The sequence below is a fragment of the Trichocoleus sp. ST-U2 genome (genome assembly GCF_039961875.1).
Lineage (GTDB): Bacteria > Cyanobacteriota > Cyanobacteriia > Cyanobacteriales > FACHB-T130 > FACHB-T130.
On sequence record NZ_JAMPJY010000006.1, the window covers coordinates 149,608 to 175,981 of the forward strand.

At 44.4% G+C, this 26,374-nt stretch carries 18 protein-coding genes and 1 tRNA gene; 9 read left to right on the forward strand and 10 right to left on the reverse strand.

Annotated elements, in window-relative coordinates; translation table 11 throughout:
• Window positions 1-31 precede the first annotated feature (31 nt).
• Entirely contained in the window at window positions 32-622 is a 591-nt protein-coding gene (locus NC996_RS05975; RefSeq protein ID WP_190687657.1) for a Crp/Fnr family transcriptional regulator, read from the reverse strand.
• On the opposite strand from NC996_RS05975, the gene NC996_RS05980 reads away from it, so the two are divergent.
• Genes NC996_RS05980 through NC996_RS05990 form a run of 3 tightly spaced genes read left to right on the forward strand, consistent with a single transcriptional unit; the run spans window position 621 to window position 1,539 of the window.
• Window positions 621-758: a hypothetical protein gene (locus NC996_RS05980; protein ID WP_190415948.1), complete on the forward strand. Its 138-nt coding sequence runs from the start codon at window positions 621-623 to the stop codon at window positions 756-758. The two genes, NC996_RS05975 and NC996_RS05980, sit on opposite strands and share 2 nt — an antisense overlap.
• A 10-nt stretch (window positions 759-768) precedes the next feature.
• Complete coding sequence (locus NC996_RS05985) at window positions 769-975, forward strand: hypothetical protein (RefSeq protein ID WP_190415947.1); 207 nt, start codon at window positions 769-771, stop codon at window positions 973-975.
• Between the two features lie 33 nt (window positions 976-1,008).
• Complete coding sequence (locus NC996_RS05990; protein ID WP_190687660.1) at window positions 1,009-1,539, forward strand: isochorismatase family cysteine hydrolase; 531 nt, start codon at window positions 1,009-1,011, stop codon at window positions 1,537-1,539.
• 122 nt (window positions 1,540-1,661) lie between these two features.
• Here the strand turns inward: NC996_RS05990 and NC996_RS05995 are convergent, their stop codons facing one another.
• The 3 genes from NC996_RS05995 to NC996_RS06005 form a co-directional block, all read right to left on the reverse strand.
• Window positions 1,662-2,738, reverse strand: coding sequence for a hypothetical protein (locus NC996_RS05995; protein WP_190687663.1), 1,077 nt, complete (start codon window positions 2,736-2,738; stop codon window positions 1,662-1,664).
• A gap of 56 nt (window positions 2,739-2,794) precedes the next feature.
• On the reverse strand, window positions 2,795-3,802 hold the full coding sequence (locus tag NC996_RS06000; protein ID WP_190687666.1) for a hypothetical protein: 1,008 nt from the start codon (window positions 3,800-3,802) through the stop codon (window positions 2,795-2,797).
• Between the two features lie 288 nt (window positions 3,803-4,090).
• Window positions 4,091-7,477 (reverse strand): ATP-binding protein, encoded by a 3,387-nt coding sequence (locus NC996_RS06005; protein ID WP_190687669.1) that lies wholly within the window; start codon window positions 7,475-7,477, stop codon window positions 4,091-4,093.
• 371 nt (window positions 7,478-7,848) lie between these two features.
• Between NC996_RS06005 and NC996_RS06010 the strand changes: the two genes are divergently transcribed.
• The 4 genes from NC996_RS06010 (at window position 7,849) to NC996_RS06025 (ending at window position 12,145) form a co-directional block, all read left to right on the forward strand.
• Window positions 7,849-8,796, forward strand: coding sequence for a circadian clock protein KaiA (locus tag NC996_RS06010; protein WP_190676537.1), 948 nt, complete (start codon window positions 7,849-7,851; stop codon window positions 8,794-8,796).
• A 102-nt stretch (window positions 8,797-8,898) separates the two neighbouring features.
• Window positions 8,899-9,213: a circadian clock protein KaiB gene (gene kaiB, locus NC996_RS06015; protein ID WP_190415941.1), complete on the forward strand. Its 315-nt coding sequence runs from the start codon at window positions 8,899-8,901 to the stop codon at window positions 9,211-9,213.
• A 94-nt stretch (window positions 9,214-9,307) separates the two neighbouring features.
• Window positions 9,308-10,873: a circadian clock protein KaiC gene (gene kaiC, locus NC996_RS06020; RefSeq protein ID WP_190415940.1), complete on the forward strand. Its 1,566-nt coding sequence runs from the start codon at window positions 9,308-9,310 to the stop codon at window positions 10,871-10,873.
• A 426-nt stretch (window positions 10,874-11,299) separates the two neighbouring features.
• Complete coding sequence (locus NC996_RS06025) at window positions 11,300-12,145, forward strand: class I SAM-dependent methyltransferase (protein ID WP_190415939.1); 846 nt, start codon at window positions 11,300-11,302, stop codon at window positions 12,143-12,145.
• A gap of 55 nt (window positions 12,146-12,200) precedes the next feature.
• Here NC996_RS06025 and NC996_RS06030 read toward each other — a convergent pair.
• The 3 genes from NC996_RS06030 to NC996_RS06040 all read right to left on the reverse strand — a co-directional run bounded on the left by NC996_RS06030 (window position 12,201) and on the right by NC996_RS06040 (window position 21,182).
• Window positions 12,201-12,273: transfer RNA gene (locus tag NC996_RS06030), tRNA-Arg, on the reverse strand.
• Between the two features lie 166 nt (window positions 12,274-12,439).
• A complete protein-coding gene (locus NC996_RS06035) occupies window positions 12,440-19,501 on the reverse strand; it encodes an ATP-binding protein (protein WP_190687672.1) in 7,062 nt (2,353 codons plus the stop codon).
• Window positions 19,502-19,901: 400 nt separating this feature from the next.
• Complete coding sequence (locus tag NC996_RS06040) at window positions 19,902-21,182, reverse strand: class I SAM-dependent methyltransferase (RefSeq protein ID WP_190687675.1); 1,281 nt, start codon at window positions 21,180-21,182, stop codon at window positions 19,902-19,904.
• Window positions 21,183-21,370: 188 nt separating this feature from the next.
• On the opposite strand from NC996_RS06040, the gene NC996_RS06045 reads away from it, so the two are divergent.
• The gene (locus tag NC996_RS06045; RefSeq protein ID WP_190687677.1) at window positions 21,371-21,592 is read left to right on the forward strand and encodes a hypothetical protein; all 222 of its coding nucleotides are present in this window, start codon (window positions 21,371-21,373) and stop codon (window positions 21,590-21,592) included.
• 203 nt (window positions 21,593-21,795) lie between these two features.
• Here the strand turns inward: NC996_RS06045 and NC996_RS06050 are convergent, their stop codons facing one another.
• Window positions 21,796-22,722, reverse strand: a complete 927-nt coding sequence (locus NC996_RS06050) for an acyl-CoA desaturase (protein WP_190523969.1) — start codon at window positions 22,720-22,722, stop codon at window positions 21,796-21,798.
• Between the two features lie 127 nt (window positions 22,723-22,849).
• Entirely contained in the window at window positions 22,850-23,995 is a 1,146-nt protein-coding gene (locus NC996_RS06055) for a M23 family metallopeptidase (RefSeq protein WP_242037643.1), read from the reverse strand.
• Between NC996_RS06055 and NC996_RS06060 the strand changes: the two genes are divergently transcribed.
• Entirely contained in the window at window positions 23,968-24,270 is a 303-nt protein-coding gene (locus tag NC996_RS06060; RefSeq protein WP_242037644.1) for a hypothetical protein, read from the forward strand. The genes NC996_RS06055 and NC996_RS06060 overlap by 28 nt on opposite strands.
• 61 nt (window positions 24,271-24,331) lie before the next feature.
• Here NC996_RS06060 and NC996_RS06065 read toward each other — a convergent pair whose 3' ends face one another.
• The gene (locus tag NC996_RS06065) at window positions 24,332-26,260 is read right to left on the reverse strand and encodes a glycosyltransferase family 39 protein (RefSeq protein WP_190687683.1); all 1,929 of its coding nucleotides are present in this window, start codon (window positions 26,258-26,260) and stop codon (window positions 24,332-24,334) included.
• Window positions 26,261-26,374: the final 114 nt, after the last annotated feature.

Consider the following 26,374-nt stretch of genomic DNA (forward strand, 5'->3'; position numbering starts at 1 on the left):
GTACCCCTGAAAGGGATGTAGTTTAATCGGATTAAATTTCGTAGTGCCAGAACGGTTGTTGCTCTTGCAGCACAATGAAGCGGTGAGGTAGGCGCTGAATAATTCCCCGCTTCTCAAATTCATTGAGCAGCCGCGTCACCGTGACTCTGGTAGCACCGATGAGTTCGGCAATTTCCTGGTGTGTCAAGCGCAAATCGATCTGTTTTCCTTGCTCGATTTCACGCCCAAACCTTTTCGCCAGCCAAGTTAACAGTCGCAGGAGGGAAGCATCCACCGATTTGCAATGCAGAATCTCTATGAATTCTTGAAATTGCTGAATATGCAGAATCATAGACTCGGTGGCTTCGTGACACTTGCTAACCGGCAGAACTTTTACCTCTACCAGCGTTAGGCATTCAATTTGATAAGGGTTAGCCTTGGATAGCACTCTGCCAACAATATCTCCTGGTCCCCATAAACCGAGCGTGATGGTTGTGCCGTCTTCGAGCCAGGTTACGGTGCGAACTACCCCAGTCTCAATTTGCCAGAGATAATTCTGCTCTAAGGGTAATAGAGAGCGCCGAGAAAATGTACGTCGCTTCAGGTGAGCAGAGCTAGGTAATAAAAACGGGGAAGCAGTCATGGATAGTCATCCAATTTTAAAACAGCTACGAAAATCCAGAGCGATCGCAATTACAGTTGCCGAACGCTGGTTGCGGGGATGCGTTGAAGAGGTTTCACCAAATATACTATATTCCGCTAGGAAAACTGTGGATTAAAAAAACAAAATTGTCGCATTCCCGAAATTGTGCGGCAATTGATAGCACGGTATGCGAACAAGAATTGCTTGACTCGCTGGAATTGCCCGATTATTTGGGTGCAATTGTATTGATTGACTCTGTGCAGTCAAAAGCTGTGCAGTCAAAAGATGATGACGCGATCGCTCTAATGTACGATGCGGCTACAGGGGGCGGTTACGAGATAATCGGCTCATAGTAGAAAGCAAGGCTGTTGAAGGGAAGCGTTTAGATGTCCGAGCCATTACTCATCGTCGATGTGCAATCTGGTTTTATCAACGAATTCACGCATCATATCCCGGAGCGTGTTGTCCGCCTTCTCCAGCGTCACGAGTACGCGCCAATTCTGTTTACACGCTTTATCAATGTGTCCGACGGACCGTACTATCGCTTTCTGAACTGGCACGGCTGCGATAGCGACGCAGAAACAAGCCTTGTCTCGGAACTCGAATCCTTTGCCAAACCAGAACTTGTGTTCTCAAAGTCGGGACTGTGCGGAATGCCAGAAGAACTGGTGAACTACCTGCGCGAAAATTCGATTGAGCGGATTTCTGTTGTCGGTATCGATACCGATATGTGCGTGTTGAAGATTGCAATGGATCTGTTCGATATCGGCATTGAACCACTTGTACTGACTGATTGCTGCGCCAGTACAGCCGGTTTGCAAGCGCATTTGGCGGGACTAGCGGTACTCAGCCGCAATATTGGTGCCCAAAGGTTGCACGATGCGGGTCTTGGAGGAGGCATGCTAGCTGCGCCGTAGAAGCAGCAGATAAATAGTTCGGTTAGTAAAAAGACGCGAGAATTTTCCCTCTATAGAGACGCGAGAGACGCGAAGCAGCACCGCTTCGCGTCTCTACAATCTATGCAACCGAACGAATCATCTTATTTGTTTTTCTGGAGGGTTTTCGCTTGCTCCAGCGTGATTTCTTTCAATGACTGATAGGAACTAGCATTTGATGCCCCTTCAATCGCTTTAACAGCCAGATCCTGAACCTGCTTGAGGGCTGAATCGAGTTGTTTCGAGAGACTGAGAATTCGCGCATCCTGATTGCGAATCGTCTCCTCTAACGACTGAATTCTCTGTTCGTGCAAACGCTTTTGCATTTCCACATCTTTAGCATACAAATCAGACTTAATTTTGGTTTGGTAATGGGCAATCCCTTTACCTTCTTCCTTGGCTTTTTTGATAGCCGCTTCCAGTTCCTTAGGAAATACTTCTACTTTAGCTTTCGCCTCATCATATTGTTTTTCTCCTTCAGCGATCGCTTTCTCCCGCTCATCCCACTGTTTTTCCTTTTCTTGTTGGAATTCTTCCAGATGCTTATACAAACCTTTCTTGGTTTGATCGTACTCGTCCTGGTTGATGTTGCGTTGGAGTTCTAGATCGTACTTATACTCTTTAGCATCCCGCTGTCGCGTTTTAGCTTGCGTTTCATTGCGCTCCTTTATCGAGCGTTTACGTTCTTCTTGCTCTTTGAACCAAGCGTTTTTTTGCTCTAGTGTTTCTTGTTCTAAATTTTCACGTCTTTGGCTAAGTTCCTCTTCAAAAGTTTTGGAACTTTCTTCATACTGTTGGATGAGCGTATCCAACATTCCTTCTGCGATTTCTAAATTATGTAGTTCTTCTAATTGTTTAACTTCTGTGGCGACTGAACCCCTGAGTTCTTGTAGCTTAGAAGCTTCTAATGTCAGTTTCTCTGACAACTCGCTGACAGCACTCCCGAATCCTAATTGCAGCTTTGCCAGACTTTCAATTACCCGCTCCATTTTTTGTTGATCCGCAGCAGCCTGATTCATTGTTATCCTCGATTCCAATGGTTGTTTCTCTTTAATCGCTGGTGGTTTACTTTGATTCAGTTGCTTCAGTTGCGAGTCTAACGCTGCTTTCTCTTTACTTAATTCCTCATACGCCGCTAAGATTTCAGCCTTGGTGTTTTTGTCGTTGGGTTTTCTTGCCATTGATAATCTCCTATTTTTGAGAACCGCTATTTATGGAGCCAGATAAAAGCGAATTTCTAATTTCTCTTTTCCGTGCCTGTTAATTTAGCGGAGGAGTTGTCAAAGGCTCTCATGGCAATATCTTGTGCTTGCTTCAAGGCAGCTTGAAGTTGAGCAGTCATTTCTGTTATTTGTTCAGATTGTTTTTGAATTGTCTGCTCTAGGGATTGAATTTTAAATTCATTCGCTTGTTTAGTCGCTTCCCACTCTTTTTCATACAAATCAGCTTGCACTTTAGCGTCTTGGTGAACGTCTTTAATTGCCTCTTCTCTGGCTTTTTTAACAGCGTCCTCCAATTCTTTAGGAAATCCTTCTATTTTCTTTTGATGCTCCGTAAATTCTGCTTGACGCTTTGTCAGACTGTTTTCTCGCTCTGACCACTGTTTTTCTTTCTCGTTTTCAGATTGTTGCAATTCCCGTTCCAGGTTTCGCTTAATTTCTTCGTACTCATCTGTCTCTATTTTCCGAGTACGTTCTAAATCGTATTGATATTCTTCAACTTCCCGCTGGCGTTCGGCAGTTAATAGAGCATTTTGTTCTGGGAGTGTCGTTTCAAATTCTTCCTGTTCTTTTTGCCAAGATTTGCGGATGGTAGACTGTTGTTTTTCCAGTGCTTCCCGTTCGCTGGCTATTTTTTGTTCAAGGGATTTTAGGTTTTCTTGGTGTCCTTGCGTTAAGATGTGCAGCGCATCTGCTACTACTCTGATTTGCTGAAGTTCTTGCAAATGCTGCGTTTCAATGTCTAGCGCCCGTTTTAGTTCGTCTAACTTTGAAGTTTCACCCGTTAATTTTGCGGAGAGTCCAAAAACAATTCCGCCAAACTCTAATTGCAGATTGGCTAGACCTTTGACAATACTATCAATCGTATAGGTGGAAGCAGCTTGAAGAATTTCTTTGTTCTTTTCTTTTTCTGCTTCTTGTTCCTTGGTCGCGATTTTTGACTCGATTTTTTTCTTGTCTGCAATTAGTTGTTTGAAGGCTTCCAGAATCTGTTCTTTGCTGTCTTTGGATGCCACTTTATTCATGCTTTTTCTCCATAAAAAAGTTACTCGGTTGTAGGTAAATTTCCTACAGCAGAGTGTCGCAATCTAACCAGGAACACAGCCTTTAAATAGAACAAATGTTCTACTTCTAGTGCAATATACTCAAGGATTTATGGCATTGTCAAGGGAAAATACGCTGGGGGAGGGGTGTATAAAAAGTTACTGCTTATAGATGGCCTGAGCAGGTAGTCGCCCATGCCAACATTTCAGCAGGCACGGCAATGCCGTACCCCTGCACCGGGGAACGAGAAGGTGAGGTGGGGATGAGAGTTAGTAGGTTGATTGGGTAAGGGTTTGGTGAATTTGGTCTAACACTTCTGCCATCGATAGGGTGGGCACGCGCAGAATTTTGGTAGCGATCGCGCTGAGGATTTCCGGCAACTCTGAGGTAGCTCCATCGACCCCATCATTTTGATGCTCAAGCACCAAAATCGGCGGCAGAAAAGGCATCTGTCTCAAGGAAGCCAGCGCCTCCATCAAGCCTGGATTTAGCTCCATGTCTGCCAGATCGATCAGCAATAAATCAACGTTTTGCTGTTGAAGTTGCCGCAATACTTCAGTCCAAGACCGCGAAAGTATACTTCTAAACCCGGCTTTTTGTAGGTAGTGAATCAGAGGCGATGCCTTCGAGCTGCCCAGCTGGGGTTTAGCGAACAATCGAGGGTCGAAGGCTTCGCTGGTCGGGTAGCGATTGACGCTTGCCGACAAATCCATCAGCGATCGCGCATCGACGACTAAAATGCTTGGCTTACAGCTCATCCCGACGGCAATCTGAATCACCTGCAATAAGGCGGCGGTGTGATCGTTCCCATCTCCTGCCAAACAGGGAAAGACACAAAGACTGCTCACTTGATTTGCCGCCTCAGTCGTCGGGCGATCTAGCGTTACTAAAGGTAGAGAAGCTAGGGTCGTCTGTGAGGCAAGTTGTTGGAGATAGGCAAGCGGATCTTCTAGACCCCCACCATCGAGGATAACGACATCCGGCTGCCAAACGCGAGCCAGAAGTTCTGCCTGCTCTAGATCGTCGGCTTCTAGAACCCGGTGATTTGGCGAGAGTCCCAATGCGGTGGGCGAAAATTCTATCGCGGCTTGCTCAAGAGAAGTGAGATGTAAAATCGTCAGGCTGACGTTGGTGCATTGCTTTGGCTTGGTTAAACAAGTCAGGCTGTGGCGTAAAGTTTCCGCCTGGACTGGCAGCGTTAAAAAGCCATCTGCTCGGTTGGAGGCGGCTTGCTCTTTTTCGGCGTTAGCGGCTGTCACGATGACTGGAATGTGGCAGGTTTGGTCGTCTGATTTGAGCAGAGTCAGCACGTCCCAGCCGGAAAGCAGGGGCAAGCACGGGTTGAGCAGTATGGCTTGTGGCTGAAATCGCCGTGCTTTTTCGAGGGCTTCTGTCCCGGAACGAGCGATCGCAGCTCGATAGCCTAAACTGGTGAGTTGCTGAGTGAGATGGTCGATGTACTGGGGTGCGGCTTCAACGATCAAAATCAACCGATTGCGGTTCAAGGATGAACGATGGGGAGTGAAGGATGCATCCCGATTTTTTTGAGCCTTCATCCGGCTTCCTTCCTCCTGGCGCGTCGGGGGAATCGGAGGAAGTAGCAGGGTAAACTGGCTTCCCTCACCGGGTTTGGAGATAAAGGAAACATCCCCACCGTGCAGACGAGCCAAACCTTGGGTTAAAACCAGCCCCAACCCCGTCCCGTCAAAGCGGCGGGTCATCGGGTCTTCTAGCTGTTGAAATTTTTGAAAAATTAGATGTTGTTTTGCCTCTGGGATACCAATGCCAGTGTCCCAAACAGTAAAAGCAATCCAGCCTTCCCACCGACTAACTTTCAGTCCAATTTCGCCGCCCGCTTCGGTAAATTTGAGGGCGTTGGAAAGCAGGTGCGTGAGCATCTGGCGCAGACGCAAATCGTCCGCCACAATCGTTTCTAATCCAGGTTCGATACTGAGTGTAAAACCCAGTTCCTCTTTGGCGTTGCTGACTGGTTCATGCCCCGTCGCCGGTTGGTCTTTCAAGGTCTGGAGTTGTCTCGCTTGAGATAAGGCGCGATCGCACACTGTCAGAAGATTTACGGGTTCTGGCGACAGTTCCAGCTGCCCCGTCTCCATCCGAGTCAAATCTAAAATATCGTTGACCACCGTCATCAACTGACGCCCACTCTGATGAATCAGCTTTGCATAGCGTTCCTGACGCTCGTTCAGCTGTCCCAGTACCCGATCCTTGAGCAAGCTGGATAAACCCAGCACGGAAGTTAGGGGAGTCTTCAGTTCGTGGCTGATACAGGCTAAAAACTCATCTTTCATCCGGTTGAGTTGCACCAAATCCGCATTTTTAGCCGTTAGTTCCTTGGCAACCTGCTGCTGTTCCGTGATATCAGTCGCCATCACCAGCCATAAGTCAGTGCCGAGTGCTGAAGATTGCGGGTCAGGATTCAGTGAAGAGGAAGAAGCGGGAAGATAAGAATTTCCTCGGAACTCCTGTACTGGGGTTTTGCCTAAGGTTTCGAGAAGTTCTAACTCAGCCCCGTTCTGCCACAGGGGAATTTTGACAAACTGCCAAATGCGCTCGTTGCTCTTTTTCCAGGTTCTAGAAGGTTGGGTTGCTGAGGAATTATCGAGAGGGTTATTTAGAGTCAGGGTGGCTTCTGTCGCTGACATCACGCTGGCAGAATCACTGCTAACAGCTTCAGCTGCACCTACATCGATTCGGTTGCTTTGCTTTGAAGGCTCCCATCGCCGAGCAGGTTGAATTTCCTGGGCGCTAGAACTTCCGACGAATATCTCGCTCCACACCGAGGGCAAGGAATCTAATCTGGCAGGTGCCTCTTGCTGTACTACGGGTGGGTTAAAGCTTTCCCCAATCTGCTGACGCCAAGTTAGGTTCTGGGCGATCGCTTGTCCAGAACTTGTTTGCAACCTTAAAGGCAATGGCAGTTGTTCCAACAGTTGCACTAAGGTTCTGTGCCCGCCGTGCGATTGCCCCACTTGTCCCCCTGTCGGCTTCTCCGCAGCAGGGCGTTGAACTGTGTTTGTTGCGACTGACCAAGGGAAGGGCGGTTTGCGTAGATGTCCGGATGCCTGGAGGGCGGCTTCTCGGAGCGGGGTTGCTTCCCGCAAAGCGATCGCGTCTTCTTGGAGTTCTCCACGGGTATAGGCTTGGGAAGCTCTCTTCTGACTACTGCCGATGCCCCATTCCTCGCTGCCTTCGGCGGTTGCCATGAATTTCAAGATCCGCTGGCTATCTAACAAACCCAAGAATTGATGAGTGGGATCGACCACAGCCCAATGTTGCGGTGTTTGGGAATTGCATGAGCGCAAATACAGGCGAAATTCCTTCAGAGACAGCTGACTCGGTAACGTTGTCAACCGTTCAATCAGCGGAAAATTTAGATGACACAGGGGTTGCTGTAAATCCAGCGTCAAAGGAGCAACTAAATAATTTTTTTGGCTGAACGAATTTGTTACTAGAAGATGAGGCATCATTGCCCGCAGATTGATGACTCCCAGTGGATGTTGTTGTTCGCTGACCACCACCAGGCGATCGCAACTACCAGAGCTAAAAATCTCCAGCACCCTCACCAATGCCACTGTTTGTTCGCAAACGGGAACTGGCTCGATAAATTCCTTTAAACTGGGAGTGGATATGGACATGACCAACCTGGCTAGGGGAAAGTGCAACAAGAACGCACGCAGTACGTCGCCGCTCGAATTCATCGCTGAGGCTCAGTAGGTGCGGAGAGCGCTTGGGTTTTTCCCTGCCTACAGCCTATAGGTATTTAAAAAGGAGTTGACAAAGGTTGAATTTCGTAGAGCTAGTTTTAAAAAAGCAAAAACAAGGTACTGCTCAATTATGCCTCGGTCGAGGGGGCTTCTTGAGCCTACTAATTACAATTAATAACAATTGGATTAATGATTAAATTAATATTAAGTAGTTAATGAAGAATGCCGGGGAGAGATCCTCCTCCTGAGCGATGTCTCCAGACAAACAGTAATTTAATTTCTACTCTAGAATAGTTAAAGTTTTGCATCATCCGCTGTCTATTTGTACTTTTGTGCGCTCGGAGTCGCTGGCACAGTCCTTACGCGATTCATTGTGCAGCGAATCCCCCAAAGAAGCGATCGCCGTAGAACATCGCTATCTTCTAAACCAGATATCGTCCTTACCGGAGTTGTTTGACTGGGTTGAGCAGTACAAGCAACAAATTGATTGTTTGGTTTTACAAGAAGACTCATCGTTGCGCCCCCTCGTCAATCGTTTGTACGAACAAGGCATACTGCTGCCAGTTGTGATTTTATCTGGGGTAGCAGACGAAGCCAGTCAGGGATCGACCACCCTAGAGGGGCAAAATCCCCCCCGTACCGCCCCGAATTCTACCCAAGCCTTGGAGACTTACATCTACCACCCTGGGGAAGTTTATGTAGCTGCAACCGAAGCGGACAAGATCGCGCGGTTGATTGAACAGGCGATCGCTCAGTTTCTTACTCTTGCTCCCACCTGTCTCCTGCCAGATCGCTCCATCACCGTCGATCCCATCACCGAGTTGCATACTCAAAATTTTCTCATGCTACAGCAGCGACGGCTGTCTGAAAAACTTAAGGAGCGATTAGGATACTTGGGTGTGTACTATAAGCGAAATCCACAGTCTTTTTTCCGCTATCTATCCCGAACCGAGAAGCAAGAACTTTTACAACAACTCCGAGCAGAATACCGCAAAATTGTTCTCAGTTACTTTTCCACAGAGAGTACACTGAATCAAATAATCGACCAATTTGTGACAACGGCTTTTTTTGCCGATCTCTCTGTTTCTCAAATTGTTGAAATTCACATGGAATTAATGGATGATTTTTCCAAAAAATTGAAATTAGAGGGGCGGAGTGAAGAAGTATTACTGGACTATCGATTGACTTTAATTGATGTCATTGCTCACCTGTGCGAAATGTATCGCCGTTCCATTCCTAGAGAGTCATGAGTTTGCGCTTTAAGCGATTCATTTAAAGCAGACTCCAAAAAACCTTAGACTTTAGACAATCCCGATTTCCCACTCCAAAACTCTTACCCTAATCCCTAAGCTATGAGTGCGCTAAAGAAAACTTATGTTCTCAAGCTCTACGTTGCTGGAAATACTAGCAATTCTGTACGAGCTTTGACAACACTCAAAAATATCCTCGAACACGAGTTTCAAGGTGTCTACGCTCTCAAAGTGATCGATGTTCTCAAAAATCCGCAACTGGCAGAGGAAGATAAAATATTAGCCACACCCACCTTAGCAAAAGTATTACCGCCTCCAGTCCGCAAAATCATTGGGGATCTTTCTGATCGGGAAAAAGTCTTGGTAGGGCTAGATATTCTCTATGAAGAACTTGCTGAAGCCGAAGCGGATTTATAAACTTTAATTCGGACTGGAGACTTTAGACTTTAAACTGTTGTAGGTTTCCTAGCCCGTTTCTGCAAGTAGAGCCAATTTTTGCGACGGAAGAGCGATGAGTAAAACTAATCCGATTGAGCCACAAGCCGAATTGGCTCCGGTGGGAGTACAAAAAATCCGGACGATGATTGAAGGCTTCGATGATATTAGTCATGGAGGCTTACCTTTAGGGAGAACTACCTTATTCAGTGGTACTTCTGGAACTGGCAAGACACTATTTGCCGTTCAATTTCTTTATCATGGAATTGCCTATTTTGATGAGCCTGGGGTATTTGTTACCTTTGAAGAATCTCCTACCGATATCATCAAAAATGCCTCCAGTTTTGGTTGGGATCTGCAACGTTTAATTGATGAAGGAAAGTTATTTATTCTGGATGCTTCACCCGATCCAGAAGGGCAGGAAGTCGTCGGGAACTTTGACCTTTCCGCCCTAATTGAGCGCATTCAGTACGCCATTCGTAAATACAAAGCTAAGCGGGTTTCTATCGATTCTGTCACCGCTGTTTTTCAGCAATATGATGCTGCTTCTGTGGTACGAAGAGAAATTTTTCGCTTAGTAGCTCGCCTCAAACAAATTGGCGTCACTACGGTGATGACGACGGAACGGCTCGAAGAATATGGCCCCGTGGCGCGGTTCGGAGTAGAAGAGTTTGTTTCCGATAACGTGGCAATTGTCCGCAACGTTTTGGAAGGAGAACGCCGTCGTCGCACGATTGAAATTCTTAAACTTCGTGGCACCACTCACATGAAAGGGGAATACCCTTTCACCATGACCAATAATGGCATCAATATTTTCCCGCTAGGAGCGATGCGGCTCACCCAGCGTTCTTCTAATGTCCGGGTGTCTTCGGGTGTTAAAACCCTTGACGAAATGTGTGGAGGTGGATTTTTTAAAGATTCTATCATTCTGACAACGGGTGCCACGGGTACTGGCAAAACGCTTTTAGTCAGCAAATTTTTGCAAGTTGCCTGTACGAACAACGAACGTGCCATTTTGTTTGCCTACGAAGAATCTCGTGCCCAACTGTCTCGCAATGCCTACTCTTGGGGCATTGATTTTGAGGAGATGGAACAAAAAGGATTGCTGAGAATCCTTTGCACCTATCCAGAGTCGGCTGGGTTAGAAGACCACTTGCAGATGATTAAGTCGGAAATTGCTGAATTCAAGCCGTCTCGCATTGCCATTGATTCGCTTTCGGCATTAGCTCGAGGCGTCAGCAACAACGCCTTCCGGCAGTTTGTGATTGGTGTTACAGGTTATGCCAAGCAAGAGGAAATCACTGGCTTTTTTACCAATACCACAGACCACTTTATGGGTTCCCACTCGATTACGGATTCCCATATTTCCACCATTACAGACACGATTTTGATGCTGCAATATGTGGAAATTCGCGGTGAAATGTCCCGCGCTATCAATGTCTTTAAAATGCGGGGTTCGTGGCATGAAAAAGGCATCCGCGAGTACACGATTAGTGATGCAGGAGCTGAAATTAAGGATTCGTTCCGGAATTACGAACGAATTATCAGTGGTTCTCCTACTCGGATTGCGGTTGATGAAAAGAGCGAACTCTCCCGAATTGTCAGAGGGATGAGGGAAAACACTGACGATACAGAAATCTAATACTGCTTTCAGCATCTGGAATCGGTAACGACTCTATCTTTAGGCTTATATCCGAAGATATACGGATATAAGCATTTTCTCACCCACAACCCGGAGTGCGGTCATTTTTCCTAATTTGGAAACAGATTGAAAACGGTTAAATCGCCTAGAAGCCTTGATTTTACGAGAAAATCCAGAATTTATTGTCTTGAGAATTTCAGTCTTCTTTACAGAAACTTTATACTTCTGCGGTCAGCTCTCTTTTTATTTAAAGCTTAAGTAAAGATAAGCTCTCAGCCATAGCAATATTTTTGAAGGAAAGATTAAATATAAAGAACATCAGTCCGGATATTTACGGAGTTACCCGAATCTTTAAGGCTGGGGTACTGAAGAATACAAAATAGTCGCTTTCATCCAACCACAGCCTAGGGGAGGAGATTGAGTCAAATGCCGACCTTAAAAAAATCTCAACTTCAGTTAAACAATTTTCAACTGCTCAATGAGATATTTTTCCCGAAAAACTATGAAGCTGATTCCAGATTGAATCTGAAGCAAATCTGGGAGAAAGCTTCACTGCAATGGGAACAAACTACCCTTTCTCAAAAAACTCCTAAAGAAATTTGGGAGAATATTCCGACAGGCAAACATTTTGATTCGATTTTGGATCTGGGTTGTGGATATGGCAGACATGCTGCCTATCTTTCAAAACAAAAAAAAATTACCTGCAATCAGTATTACGGAATAGATATTTCCGAAAATATGCTGCGTCGGATGTTGACCTTTCATAAGGCATACAATTTATTCTCTTCATCGGATTTTTCTTTGATTTGTATGCCAATGGGTCAGTTGCCCTTTGAGGACAATTCAATAGAATTTGTAATCTCAAGTAGTGTTTTTCTTCACCTAGAAAAACAACAACTCAGCAAGAACCTGGCAGAAATTGCTCGTGTCATCAAGCCAGGGGGAGTCTTTATTTTTGAGGATTTATTTTACAACCGATACTGTCCGGCAAATATTCTGGATAACGTTTTGAGGAAAGTCAGGAAATCCGGACTCAATTTAGCCGATTTAAAGCAATACTCGTTGCGGGAAATCAACTGGCTGCTGAAAAATTCCCAACTCTCGCAAAAATGCCCCCAATACACGATAAAACCCCATAAATCTGCCCTGCTACCAGAACAACTGAGGGGAGTTGATATTTCTGCTTCGCCAGATATCGAGCGGGAAGTGAATCCTTCCAAATTTTTAAAAGGGATTTTGGCGAGTGGTTATTGCGTTTACTCGAAAGGTTAAAGTTTAAAGGCTAAAGAAGAGACGCGATCGCGCCTCTTCTTTTTAGAGCTTTCAACGAGCATGGAGGGATTCGAACCCCCGACCCTCAGAACCGGAATCTGATGCTCTATCCACTGAGCTACATGCCCTAATAACTTGAATAGTATAACATTTTTTGGGATTTAGCAATTCGGGCATTCCAGATGCTGTTACTTTACGGTAAATTGGTCAGCGGTTGGGCGATGCCTCTCAAAGAAAATGATTCGCTTTGCACCTGACGCCAGAAGCCTTCATTTTGATTGCTCCTGGTCTATATCAGCCTTTTTTTTGCTGCTGAATCGGAATCTCAATAATAAACTCTACGCCCTGTAAGGGTGATGAAATACAGCGAATCTGTCCCCCGTGACGCTCCACCACAATCGAGTAGCTGATAGACAATCCCAAGCCAGTGCCAGCTCCCACCGGCTTCGTCGTAAAGAAGGGGTCAAATATCTTCTTTTGCACTTCCTCTGTCATGCTAGGCCCATTATTCCCAATCCGGATTGCAACCCGATCCTCCTCTACAACAGAGGTGCGAATCCAAATCGTAGGCGATTGTTCATTATTCATGGTTGATTGTTCATGGTCATGACCCGTGAACGATAAACCACAAACCTCTTCTAAGGCATCGATTGCATTACTGAGAATATTCATAAATACCTGATTCAACTGACCCGCATAACAGGCCACTTTAGGCAGGCGAGCAAATTCTTTAACCACCTCAATCCCCAATCGGTTTTTCTGGGGTTTGAGCCGATGCTGCAAAATTAACAAGGTAGATTCAATGCCTGAATGAATATCTACTGGCTTCATTTCTGCTTCATCCAAGCGCGAGAAGTTTCTCAATGACAGCACAATAGATTGGATACGTTCGGCTCCTACCTGCATAGAAGATAAGATTTTCGGGAAGTCTTCTTTCAAATATTCCAATTCAATTGTCTCAATCTCCCGCTGAATTTCTGGAACTGGATCGGGGTAAAACTGCTCATACATCTGTATAAGATTGAGCAAGTCTCGCGCATAGTCATTTGTAGGGGCAAGATTGCCGTAAATAAAATTTACTGGGTTGTTAATTTCATGGGCTACTCCTGCCACCAGTTGCCCAATACTAGACATTTTTTCTGCCTGAATCAGCTGGGCTTGGGTGCGTTGCAATGCGCTTAAAGTGAGTTCTAGCTGTTGTGCTTTCTCTCGTTCTCGCGCTTCTGCTTGCCGCAGCGCCTCCAGATTAGATAGCTGAAGATGAAGGTTGATGCGTGCTAGAAGTTCATTTTTCGAGATTGGTTTAATGAGATAGTCGTTGGCACCAGACTTAAATCCTTCTACCAGGTCTGATACTTGATTTTTGGCAGTTAACATCAAAATGGGAAGTTCGTTCAGCGAATACTGTTCGCGAATTTTCTTGCAAACTTCATAGCCAGTCATGCGCGGCATCATTACATCCAATAAAATGATGTCAGGTCTTAGCCCCTGCGCGATCGCTGCCAATGCTTCTATGCCATTAAAGGCTTGAGTTAAGGAATAGTTTTGCTCCGATAGATAGTTGACCAGCACCTGCACGTTAACTGGCTCATCATCCACTATCAAAATCTTGATGTCGCCACTTTGGGTTGCAAATTGCTGTTTAGCAGGTTGCAGGTTTCCAAGTCGAGGTTTCAATTCTTTAAACTTAAACCTTTCTTCAACCTTCAATTCTTCAACCTTCACCTCTTTCGAGAGGGGTAGGGTAAACGTAAATTGGGAACCAACACCCATTTGAGATTCTACGCAAATTTCCCCATTGTGCAATTCCACTAGCTTTTTAGTAATCGCCAGACCAAGACCAGTCCCTCCATAAATTCTTGCTGTTGAGCCATCAGCTTGTTCAAAAGATTCAAAGATTTTGCCAAATTTCTCTGGGGGAATACCAATTCCCGTATCGGCAACGGTAATCGCTAGATAAGGTAAATATTCAGCGTTAGAAGAATCTTCCTTCTGCTCCTCCTCGACCACAGATGCCGACACTTCTACTACACCAGAATCAGTAAATTTAATAGCATTTCCGACCAGGTTGTAGAGAATTTGTTGCACCCGATCTTCATCAGCATTAACAGACGGTGTATTGGGAGAAATTTTATTGAGCAGTTGCAAAGATTTCTTACCAATTAGAGGCTGGCTGAGAGTCAGCACTACGTTGGTAATTTCTCTCATTCCCACCGGCTTGATTTTAAGTGGTAGATTTCCATGTTTCAGTTTAGAAAAATCAAGGATATCGTTGATCAAATTGGATAGCCGGTGAGCGCTCGATACTACCATCGATAGATTATAAATTGTCTTCTCAGGCAAATGCCCCGTTACACCATCTATCAAAGATTCGGTAATGCCAATGATGCCATTAAGCGGGGTGCGGAGTTCGTGGGAGGTATTTGCCAGAAACTCGTCTTTTAACTCCTCCATCCGTTTGCGTTCGGTAATGTCTTGGAATCCACTCAGCATTGCTTGCTCGCCGTTGAATGCGATTGGCTGAATGGATAAATTAATCCAAAATGGCGTTCCATCTACCTTTTTCGCCTGAAATTCGTAGTTGCGGACGTACCCATTTTTAGCCAGTATCTTCAGCAACTCTTTTCGAGCCTCAGGATCGTAATGAAATTCTTGTGCCTGACGATCTATCAATTCTTGCGTGGATAGACCCAAAGTTGAGCTACACGCCATATTCGCATACAGAATTTGGCTGTCAGATACACGACTTATCAGTAGAGGAACCGGAGTAGTTTCGGCAATCAATCGAAATCGCTCTTCGCTTTCGCGTAAGCGATTTTCTGCCTGCTTGCGCTCGTCAATTTCTTGCTTGAGGTCAGCATTTAATGCTGTCATCTCATCATAGAGTTTGGCATTCTCTAGAGAGATAGCAATTTGAGAAGACAGCATTTCCAAAACTTTCAATCGGTCAGGTGTAAAAGCATTAGTCGTCAGATTGTTTTCAAGATAAAGCAGACCAATTAGATGCGTTTGCTTAATAATGGGAAGACATAATATAGATTTAGGCTGATATTGTAAAACGTAAGAATCTGATTTAAATAAGCCTTGGTTAGTGGCATCGTTTAAAACTAAATTATTCTTCGTTCTTTTTACATAATTGACAATAGCAGGAGAAACCTTCTGACTGGATTCTACGGGAATAAATTGGAGAACAGTTACCTCAGCCCGATCAACTTCTCCCTCAGCAGCGATCGCTAAGTTGCCTGATTCTTCCAGAATGAGAAAGCCTTTCTGCGCTCCAGCATTCTCAATCACAATTTTCATCAACTTTTCTAACAACTTGTCTAAAACGATCTCACTCGCTAAGGTTTGGCTGGCTTTCACGACTGTCGTTACATCCAACAATCCCGAATCGCTGCCAGTACTAGAAGAAATTATGTTGCTCACACCCCCAGCTTTGCCGGTTACAGATACTCCGGAAAAGAACTGCGGATATTTTTCTTCCACATGATTCACTTTAGCGATCGCGCCCCATTTAAGATAGCCATAGTGAGCTTCCAGAATATGGGCTTTTGCTAGCACAGTGTATTCTTTACCGAGAAAGAACTTTGCCGCTAGTTCATTGGCTATCGCTTCGTTCTGGATATAATCATTTTCTCTAGCTGAGTTAATTGACTTTTCATATAAATCCAAAGCCTCCCCCTCTTTGCCGGTAATTCGCGCTATTTCAGCGGACATTAGTAAATATTTGTGCAAAAAGTTGTCTGGGCAAGCTTCAGACCACTTCCTCATCTTTTCTAGATTTATCAATAGATTTTCCATTGCCTGCTCTTTCTCTGCTTCCAGCAAAGTAGGATAAAGAGCTGTTTGAATTAAAGTAGAATAAAAATAATGTTCCGGTATCATGATGGTCGCAAAGGGAATCGAGATCAGTGTTTCCCCTTCTGCGATCGCTTTCATCGCATCATCATATTCTTCGTATAAATAAAGTAGTTGAGCCTTTAAAATACAATAAGTAACATAAAGAGCTGGAACTTTTTTCAATTCATCCCAATGCTCTTCTTCTTTAAAATTATTATCGTTAAAACTTGTTTTTTGTTCTGTTTCTCCTTTTAAACTTAAAACAAACTTCTGGATAACTAAAAACATATCAATAAAAGAGCGTATTTTCTTTTTTGATGTAAATTCTAAACATTTTTGGGCTTCTTGATATACTTCATCCAAATTATCTCCTTTAAATGTTAATTTAACAGATCGGTAGTAAGCTGAATAAGTAGCCCATTGAAAATCGCCAATTTCAATTCCGTCCTGAAAACCATTTTTTAGATATCCCTCACACTCTATCCTCAAATGATTTTTCCAATGACTAATATACGAACCAAAAATCATGTTAAGCTTACATTTAAAAGTTATATTATTAAATTTTTCATTCACTTTTAAAGCTAATTCACCATATTGATAAGCTGATTCAAACTCATCTCTTCCTGCCAGAGTCCATCCATAGGACATATAGGCAAAAGAAGTGACATTTGAATTGCCATATTTTAAAGATATATTCACCATTTTTAACATTATTGAATCAAATATATGCTTCCCAATAAATCGGGCAGGTGGAGTCATATTTATAAGAATCTTTGTAGCAGCTACTTTCTCCAAATCGGTCATATCTGGCGCATCAATCAAATCTTTAACCTCTCTCCCTGCCAGATTAGCTTTAACCTTTTGGGTCTCAGATTCTATTAGTTTTGTTAGTTCCTTTTCACCATCCGGGAGGGAGATACCAAATAACCTCAATCCTGCTTTACCAATTTCAATCGCTTCTTTAGTTTTCATCAAGTTAGTTGTATATATAATTATTTTCATAATATATACACTTGCTTTTTCTAAATTAGACGCGGCTTTATTTAAAATAATTTCAAAAAACTTTTCACATTCATCAATGTTTCCGTTCAGGTATTCGCATTCTGCGCGTTCTTTATAAAGAGATAGTATTAACGGATACTGGAATTCCCAGTCTTTCTCGCAAAGCAGTTCCATTCCAGCAGTTATATATTTTAATGCCGGTTCAAAAGCTGTAGATAGCTTTGCTTTTTTACCAGCCGTTAGATTTAAATTTGCTAGTTCATATTTTGCCTCTTGATTAGTTATGATATCTTTGCCGCAATTAAGCTGATTAACTATATCAAAAATTTTATCTTCTAGTTCTTCTCGATCTGTATTTTTAAGTAATAGCTGACCTACTTTGAGATGAACCTGTTGTTTATCAGTTTCTGGGATTAAGGAATAAACTGCCTGCTGTACGCGGTCATGCAGAAATTTGTAGGCAACAGCTAAATCATTATTGAGAGAAACATTTAAAGTATCTTCTGTATAATTTTGAACGTATTTATATGCATTCCCAATGGGTAGAATCAGCCCTTCCTTAAGGGCTTCCCTAAGTTCAACAGAAGTTTCTACCTGAGACTTTTCATTAACAATCGATAAAACTTTTAAATTGAATTCGTTGCCAATACAAGCTGCAAGTTTTAGGGATTTCTGAGTAGACTCAGACAGCTTTTTAACTTTTATCACCATTAACTCAACTACATTATCCGTGATTTGCATTCCTCGAATTTTTTTCAGATCCCACTGCCAACATCCCTGTTTTAAGTTAAAGTTAAACAAATTTTCTTCATAAAGAGATTTTAAAAACTGAGTTAAAAAGAAGGGATTACCATTAGTTTTATTAAAAACTAACTCTGCCAAAGAATTCGTTTTTGTTGATTCAGATTTAAATGTGTCGGCAATCAGTGAATTAATATTGTTAATAACTAAAGAGTTAAGAGAGATATTATTTACTGCAATATCGCTCTTTTTCAGTTCGTCCAATGTCAGCATTAAAGGATGAGTTGCACTCACTTCATTATTTCGGTAAGCCCCAATCATGAGTAAGTATTTACTATCCGGATCGGTCATTAGCAGATAAATTAATTTTAATGAGGCTGAATCGGCCCATTGTAAGTCATCTAGAAATAAGACTAGGGGATGGTCTTTTGTCGTAAAAACACTGAGAAACTTTTGAAAAACTAAATTCAATCGATTTTGGGCTTCTGTCGGAGCAAGTTCTGGAACTGGTGGCTGTTTGCCGATAATGAGTTCCACTTCTGGAATTACATCAATAATGACTTGACCGTTGCAACCTAGAGATTCTAATAGTTGTGTTTTCCAAAAGTCTATTTTTTCTTGGATTTCTGTTAAAAGTTGTCGAACTAATTCTTGAAAAGCTTGAATTAAGGAAGCATAGGGAATATTCCGTTTAAATTGGTCAAACTTGCCGGAAATAAAATAGCCTCTTTGCCGTACAATTGGTTTATGAATTTCATTAACTAAAGCTGATTTACCAATTCCAGAGAATCCTGAAACTAGCATCATTTCAGTCGAGCCAAGGCTGACTCTTTCAAAAGCTGCCATTAGAGAAGCAATTTCAGAGTCTCGACCATAAAGTTTTTGGGGGATTTGAAATTTATCAGAGATATCGTGTCTACCGAGTGGGAAATCGCCAATTTTCCCCGTACTTTCTAGATGAGTTAGACAAGTCTCTAGATCGGCTTTGAGTCCAAAGGCACTTTGATAGCGATCTTCAGCGTTTTTAGATAATAACTTCATCACGATGTCAGACACCGCTGGTGGAATGTTTGGATTCAGATGGTTGGGTGGAATTGGAAGGCTGGCAATATGGCAGTGAACTAACTCCATCGGATCGTTAGATTGAAAAGGCACCCTTCCAGTTAGCATTTCGTAAAAGGTGACACCTAAGGAATAAAAGTCGGTACGATAATCAATTGAGCGATTCATTCTCCCCGTTTGCTCTGGTGATATGTATGCAAGGGTGCCTTCTAGCAAATTGGGGTTGCCAATCATCTGGTTTTCTCTGGACAGACGCGAGGCAATGCTAAAATCGGTAATTTTTACCAATCCCGTTTCCGGATTAATAAGTATATTTTGAGGCTTAATATCCTTATGAATAATGTTATTTTGATGGAGTTGACTAATTGTTTCTGAAACATTAATAATTATTTGAATAATTCTTTTTAAATCAATTTTGTTTTTCAAGAGAAAATCCTGTAGCGAATCTCCTCCAAAATCTTCCAAGATTAAAAACAAATATTGATTATATTTTTCTAGTTCTAAAGGTTTAACAATTCCTGGGATAGGTAAGTTATAAGCAATTTCATATTGATGTTTAAGCTTGGCAATTTCCGTGAGAGCTGGATACTCTTGCCAAAGACTCTTAACAATAACAGGTTGCTCATCATGATGGCGATATCCTCGATAAACAACGGTTTTTGTTCCCTCGTAAATTTTTGATGTGATTGTATAACCTGGAATTTTTAGCATAATTTGGTTTGTGTCTCAACTGGTAACTAGAGTCAAATACAGTGTTCGACTGGTCAGGAATATGCCAGGGTATTTATACAGTAATCGTCCGCCAAAGTGCGGAGTTGATAATCTGGCTACAAATGTTGCTGTCAGCCTATCTTTGGTATAAGGTTAGCCAGAAAAGTAATGACGCAGACTAAATTTAAACGGGGAATCAGTGTAAGAACTTCTGTATTTAAATGTTCAATCTGCTGGCAACACAGCGTCAGAATTGCTGATTCTGCTCTTGATGCCTGAAAAACAATCCAGCTTTGCTGTTTTCTGGGCATAGTGGTCTACTAAGGCGGTGAGTATTCTGATTGTACAGAGTGACGGCTGTGGCATCACTCTGTAGTAGAAACAAGCAATATTAAAACTCTTAATATAACCAATCTTTACGGGTAAACGGCAATTTCCACGCTTTATCTGCTCGTCGCCGCAATAGGACTTGATAAAGCCCCATGTGGTTCTGCTCAAAGGCAAGAGCGAAACCAATGAGATAGAGCCGCCATAATCGGACTTTACGTTCGCTGCTGAGGGCGATCGCTTTCTCCATCACTGCATCCAAATTAGCTGCCCAACAGCGCATTGTTTTAGCGTAGTGCATCCGCCAAGCATCAACATCGACAATCTCCCATCCCCTCTCTTCAGCGACAGCTAAAGAATCGGACAGCCTGGACAGCTCTCCGTCTGGGAAGATATAACGTTGAACAAAGCGTTCGTTGAGGCTGGAACCGTCCCATTTTTCTGACGCGGTAATGCCGTGATTAAGAAACAAACCCTCAGGCTTCAAGGTAGAGAAGGCACTCTGAAAATAAATCGGGTAGTTTTTAATTCCTACGTGTTCAACCATCCCAACTGAAACAATTTTGTCAAAGGTTGGCGTTTGGGGTAAGTTTCGATAGTCGAGAAGCTCGACTTTTAGCTGGGTGTCCAAACCTTCTTTCGCGATCGCTTGTTGGTTAAAAGCCAGTTGCTCTTTACTCAGAGTAATGCCATATCCCTTCACTCCGTAATGAGTTACAGCCCAGCGTAGCAAAGCTCCCCAGCCACAGCCAATATCTAATAAATATTCATCGGGTTTTAATTGGAGTTTACGGCAGATCAAATCAAGCTTTGCCTGCTGAGCTTCTTGCAGGCTCATCTGAGGATGTTCAAAATAGGCACAAGAATAGACGAGTAAAGGATCGAGCCAAAGACGGTAAAAATCATTGCCAACATCATAGTGATATTGAACAACTGCCAAGTCGCGATCGCGACTATGAGCGATCAATTTCTGCCAAGGTGATTTCTCTGGCTGCGATAAAGGCAATTGGGGTAGACTCAGTGCTTCCATCCAAGCTTTGATTGCTTTGCTGCGATCGCATTGGGAAAAGGAAAGCGCTTCTAAGAGCATCAGATCGTCGATGTTACCTGTAAAGTCTAAAAAGCCCCGAAGGTAAGCTTCCGCTAGAACCAAAGGATCTTGACTCAGAATTAGCGTCCGGATGACTCCGGGATGATGAATCTGCAAAGTGAGTTGAGGAAGCGAGTCATCAAAAGTTTCATTGGTCATTATCTTGTCTGTCCCCCAGCAATCGATGCAGAATTTCAGAGGCAGTAGAGAAAACCGTTCGCTCAAGATATCTCGGATGCCGGTAGGAACAGAAGAATATGACATAGTTGATTTAGCGTGTTAATGGTTATGTGTCAGTAGCAATTGGGGATTTTGGATTTGCTCTCACCAAACGGTGAGGCAACCTTAGCCTGACGATGTAGAGCAACAACGCCGAAATGGTACTAATGATGAGTTTTCAACTCAGCACCATTCATATCTACAAAGGAATAACCATTAATCACTAACAGCGCGTGAAATTTTTCTACACCTGTCTAATCGCAGGCGAGACGACTGCGCGATCGCAGATTCGCCAAAGTTGCATAAACATGGCGGTAGAAAATCTAGCAATTCTCTATCGGATACAGTATGGTTTAACCCCACCCCAACTCCTGCCCGCTTTTCCGGGAGGGATTCAATATTCCCTCTCCGTGAACGGAGAGGGGTTGCGGGTGAGGTTCTTTATATTGCACTAAGAGTGAAAACCCCTATAAACCTAATTTGTAGAGGCAGGTAATCTCCACTAAAAGTAGGGGCACGGCAATGCCGTGCCCCTAGGAAATTTTCGGATATCAGGGTGTAACGCTTTCTAATAACGCCTAACAACATTTTTGAGTTAGTCCAGGCGTTTTATATCAAAATGAGATGCTTTCAGCGGCTAATGGGTCAAATTCACCTACTATCCAACTGAAGAAGTGATGCTTTTCAGTTCGATTTCGCTTGAGGATGGAACTTTGACATTCCAGACAAGCCCTAAGCGATTGAGGGCGAGGATACCCAACCAACCGAAATCAAGTTGCCACCATCTGAGTCCAAACCTTGCCGAGTGCTGGAAAGCATGGTGGTTATTGTGCCATCCTTCACCGAGGGTCATGATGGCGACGAAAAGATTGTTCTTACTTTGATCTTCTGTGGGAAATTGGCGTTTTCCCCAAAGGTGGCAGACTGAGTTGACGCTAAAAGTAAATTGATGCAAGAGGAAAATCCGGATACCTCCGCCCCAGATTAAGCCTCTCAATGCTCCCGACCACGACCCGGTTAAGACTCCACCCAGAAGCGTCGGAATTAACAGAGAAAGTAGCACCCAAAGGATGTAGAGCTGGTCGATTTTTTGGACAACTTTGTCACGATTGAGATCCGAGACATAGGGGTATGGGGGCGTCCAATCGACGTTTAGCAGCCAGCCAGTATGGGCGTGCCAAAAGCCTTGAACAACTCCCCAAAACCCTTCTCCGTGAATATTTGGTGAGTGGAAGTCTTGTTGAGTATCTGAGTAGAGGTGATGACAGCGATGGTGGCTCACCCAGCTGGCGACTGGGCCTTGACCTGCCATGCAGCCAGCGATCGCTAAAAAGGCACGCACAAATGCCCCAGCCTGAAAGGCACGATGGGTGAAAAACCTGTGATACCCCACAGTGATGCCAAAGAAAGTCAGGGCATACATTCCTACGAGTAGACTGAGATCCAGCGGCTGGACCCCACGTTCCCAGAAGATGATAGCCAGGGTCGCAGCAATAAATCCCACCACAGGCATGGCGACGACGATGACATTCAGTGTTTTCTGAAAATTGTTGATTTTAGAAGGATTGGAGAAAGAGATTGACACTTGTTTGGTTGAAATAGACTACTCGCGCAATAAAACTAAGAATATCTGATTGTTTGCCGTTAAATTCCCGAATAATTGTCCATTTTAGGGCTGATACGAGTCTGTTTCCATAAGCCTAAAGGAAGGTCTAAAGGAAGGTAATCGGGTCTACGGGTGTACCATTTTTACGGACTTCAAAGTGGAGATGGGGTCCCGTAGAAAAGCCAGTAGAACCAACCGCCGCGATCGCATCGGCTCGGTTTACAGATTGTCCTTCCGAAACATAGATTTCGCTGGCGTGACCATATAAGGTAGTAATGCCATTGCCGTGGTCGATAATTACCGCCTTCCCGTAACCTCCATACCATCCGGCAAAAATTACCTCTCCGCTGTTGGCGGCGCGGATCGTGCTGCCATAACTTCCCCCAAAGTCAAGACCAGAATGGAAACGGCGGTAGCCCAGAATCGGGTGGACTCGCCAACCAAAATTGCTTGTAATTCCCGCATCGCTGGGGTAGCTGAAAATACCCGATCCGCGAATAATGTCCCTCCCGCGAAGAATGGCTTTGCTCGCTGCCGCTTCTCTTTCTCTTTTTGCCTTCGCTTCTGCAACTCGTTTTTGAATGAGAGTGCTAATCCCTGCGGAATCCTCTGCTAAAACGTTCTCGGCGGCTTCTAAGGCTTGCCGGTTAGTATTCAAGCGTTGAATGAGCTGCTGCTGAGCCTGTGTCTGAACTTCAAAGTCGGCTTTTTGTGCCAGCAATTGCTGGGTAATCAGAGCAATTTGGTTTTTCTGCTGTTCGATCTCGGTTTTTTGGCGATCGATTTGGTCAGCTTCCGCCTTCAAGTTTTTCAAGATTTGTTGGTCGGCTTGAAACACCAATTTGATCTGGCGACGCCGGTCGGAAAATTGACTGAGATTTTGGCTAGAAAGCAGGATTCCCCATCCTTGGTGAGAGAGTTGCTGGCGTTGCAGGAAACGCAAACGGGCAACTGTGGCGGCTTGCTTTTGTTGATAAGAGCGTTCCGCGATCGCCAGATCCTCTTGTAACGTCTTTAATTCCTGAGTGGCTCTTTGTAATTGGTACTGGTAGTCATTAAGCTGGGTACCTGTTAATTCCAGGTTTTGCTGCAAGCCACTGAGTTGTCCCTTCGCGGCTTTTTGGAGTTTTGATAAGCGATCGCGTTCTTTAGAATAATTAGACCGCTGCCGATCTAGTTGTTGCTGCATCTGTCGCAGCGTTTCTATTGTGACGGGTGACGGCGATGGTAAATCTTCAGCGAGCACCGGCATTGCTAGCAAAAGCCAAAGGAAAATTAGGCAACAAACAACCGGCAATCGGCACTGATGCCAAAAATTTTTCCTTTTTCCTGAAAATGGTGCTTTCATCCTTTCAAACTCAGTCGTGCCAAAACGCCGAATTTCATCATGATGCCACCAGAAATTTTATTCACCTAATATTCCAGTCGGCTTGCCGAACAAGCATTGCCGAACCACTGCATTTCCTGCCCTCTCCACCCCCAACCCCTAAGCGAAAAGACAGAGGGATTGGGCGTGAGGTGTTCTAATCACGCCCAATTATCCAGGCTTGATATGACTGCAAGCTGCGGCAGTTTAACAATTTAGCATTTAGCTAGAGTGTCGATGCTGGACACTGGCGACGATTTGTTTTGACAACCGAATGAGTTGATAAGCACCGGCTTTGCCTAAATTTTGGTACTCCTTGGGCTGTATTTTTGTGTTCTCTAAATATTTAGGCTCAGTCAAAATCAATACCGAAGGTGGCTTGGGTTGAGTCGCCGCGATCGCTTCAATGTATTCCATTGCCGAGCTAACTTTGGCAAAGTAATTCACCGGGCGCTGCGTGTAAAATACGACACTCGGTTTTTTGAAACCAATCATTAATATGGCTTCCCCTGGCTGCTGGACTTGGGCGATCCGTGCCGATAATTCCCGCAGCGGCATCTGACGTGCTCGATCCATCATGAAGTAGGCAGGCGTTACCACAAAGATGATAAAAGCCATAAATCCGATTAGATTTGAAGTCCACAGCCAACGCCACCGCCGTCGTTTCAGCAGCAACAGCCCTGTCCAAATAGCGGTTGCCCCCCAGATGATGCCTCCCCACACCGTCAAACCAGATCGTTGAACCATTTGGCGCAGATCGGGCACGGCAGGGTCATATCCTAAGAAGTTTGGGCTGTATAGAAGCGCACCTGCCAGAACTGATAAAAACACCACATTGACAACGCCACTCCAAAACAAAGGACGGAGGAATGAGGGCTGAGGACTGAGGACTGAGGACTGAGTGGGGAATTCTCCTTCCGGCTGGTTAACTGCTAATTCTGAACTACCGACTTCTTCCTCAGTTCTCAGTCCTTTCACCCCAGTCCTCAATTGGTCGCTGAACAAAAGTGCCACCAAAATTCCTGCTGCTGGCATTAAAGGCAGCACATAGCTGGGGAGTTTTGTCACCGCAACGGTGAAGAAGCCAAAGATCCCGGCAAACCAAAATAGAGCAAATAAACCTAAATGAGTGGAACGGGGGGAGTTCCGCCATTTGCTGCGCTGCCAAAAGCGGAGACGGGCGATCGCTACCGGCAAATAAATCGACCAAGGCGCAAAACCCAGCAGCACCACTAGGAAGTAAAAATACCAGGGTGCCCAGTGGTGATTAACAACGCCTGTGAAGCGTTCCAAGTTGTGATAACCAAAAAACTTATTAACGTAGTTTTCGCCGTTCCGCAAAATCACCAAAACATACCAAGGCACTGCCAAAACCAACACCAGTGCCAAGCCCCGAATCGGAAACATCTCCCGCAACACTTCCTGAGCCTTGCCCAGGTAAAGTAGAAAAGCCCCAATAATCAGAACGGGTAAGACAATGCCGACCGGCCCTTTCGTCAAGATTGCCAAGGCAACTAGCACGTAGAAAGCGAGATACCAACGAGTTTGGATCGCGGGTTGGTTGGTGTTGACATAGCCAAGAAAAAAAGAAAGTAGCGCACAACCCACGCAGCCGGTTAGCAGCATATCAGAGACGCCTGTGCGTCCCCAGACAATCATTTCTGGATTTAGAGCGATCGCAGCCGCACCTAGTAAAGCCGATAGCCACAACTGACGCTGCGTTATCATCCCATCCCTAGCTTGCCCCGTCACCGCACTCGGAGAAGGAAGCCCATAGTAGCGCAACGTATAGAAGCCTAATCCCGTCACAGCGATCGCAGACAGCGCCGAAGGCAATCGCACCGCCCATTCATTGACGCCAATCAGTTTATAAGCGATCGCCATCAGCCAGTAAACTAACGGCGGCTTATCAAAGCGCGTCTCCCCGTTAAAATACGGTGTAATCCAATCTCCCGTTACCGTCATCTGGCGGGCAGCTTCAGCAAACAGCGGCTCAGTTTCATCAACCAGACCGATATTCCCTAAATTCCACACAAAAGCCAGCCAGCAAACCACTAGCACCCACAGAATCGATAGACTCACCAGCACGCTGGGATGCTTCTCCCAAGATTTCCACCAACTTCTAACCGTTCGCTCAACCCTAAATTTCATGAACCCCCGAACCGTCCGTCAGTAATGGGCAACCTCAAAAGGCATTTTCCCAGACCTTAATCTAGCTGGAAATGCGACGCCAGCGCACTCATTGCAAGATGTCATGACTCCCAC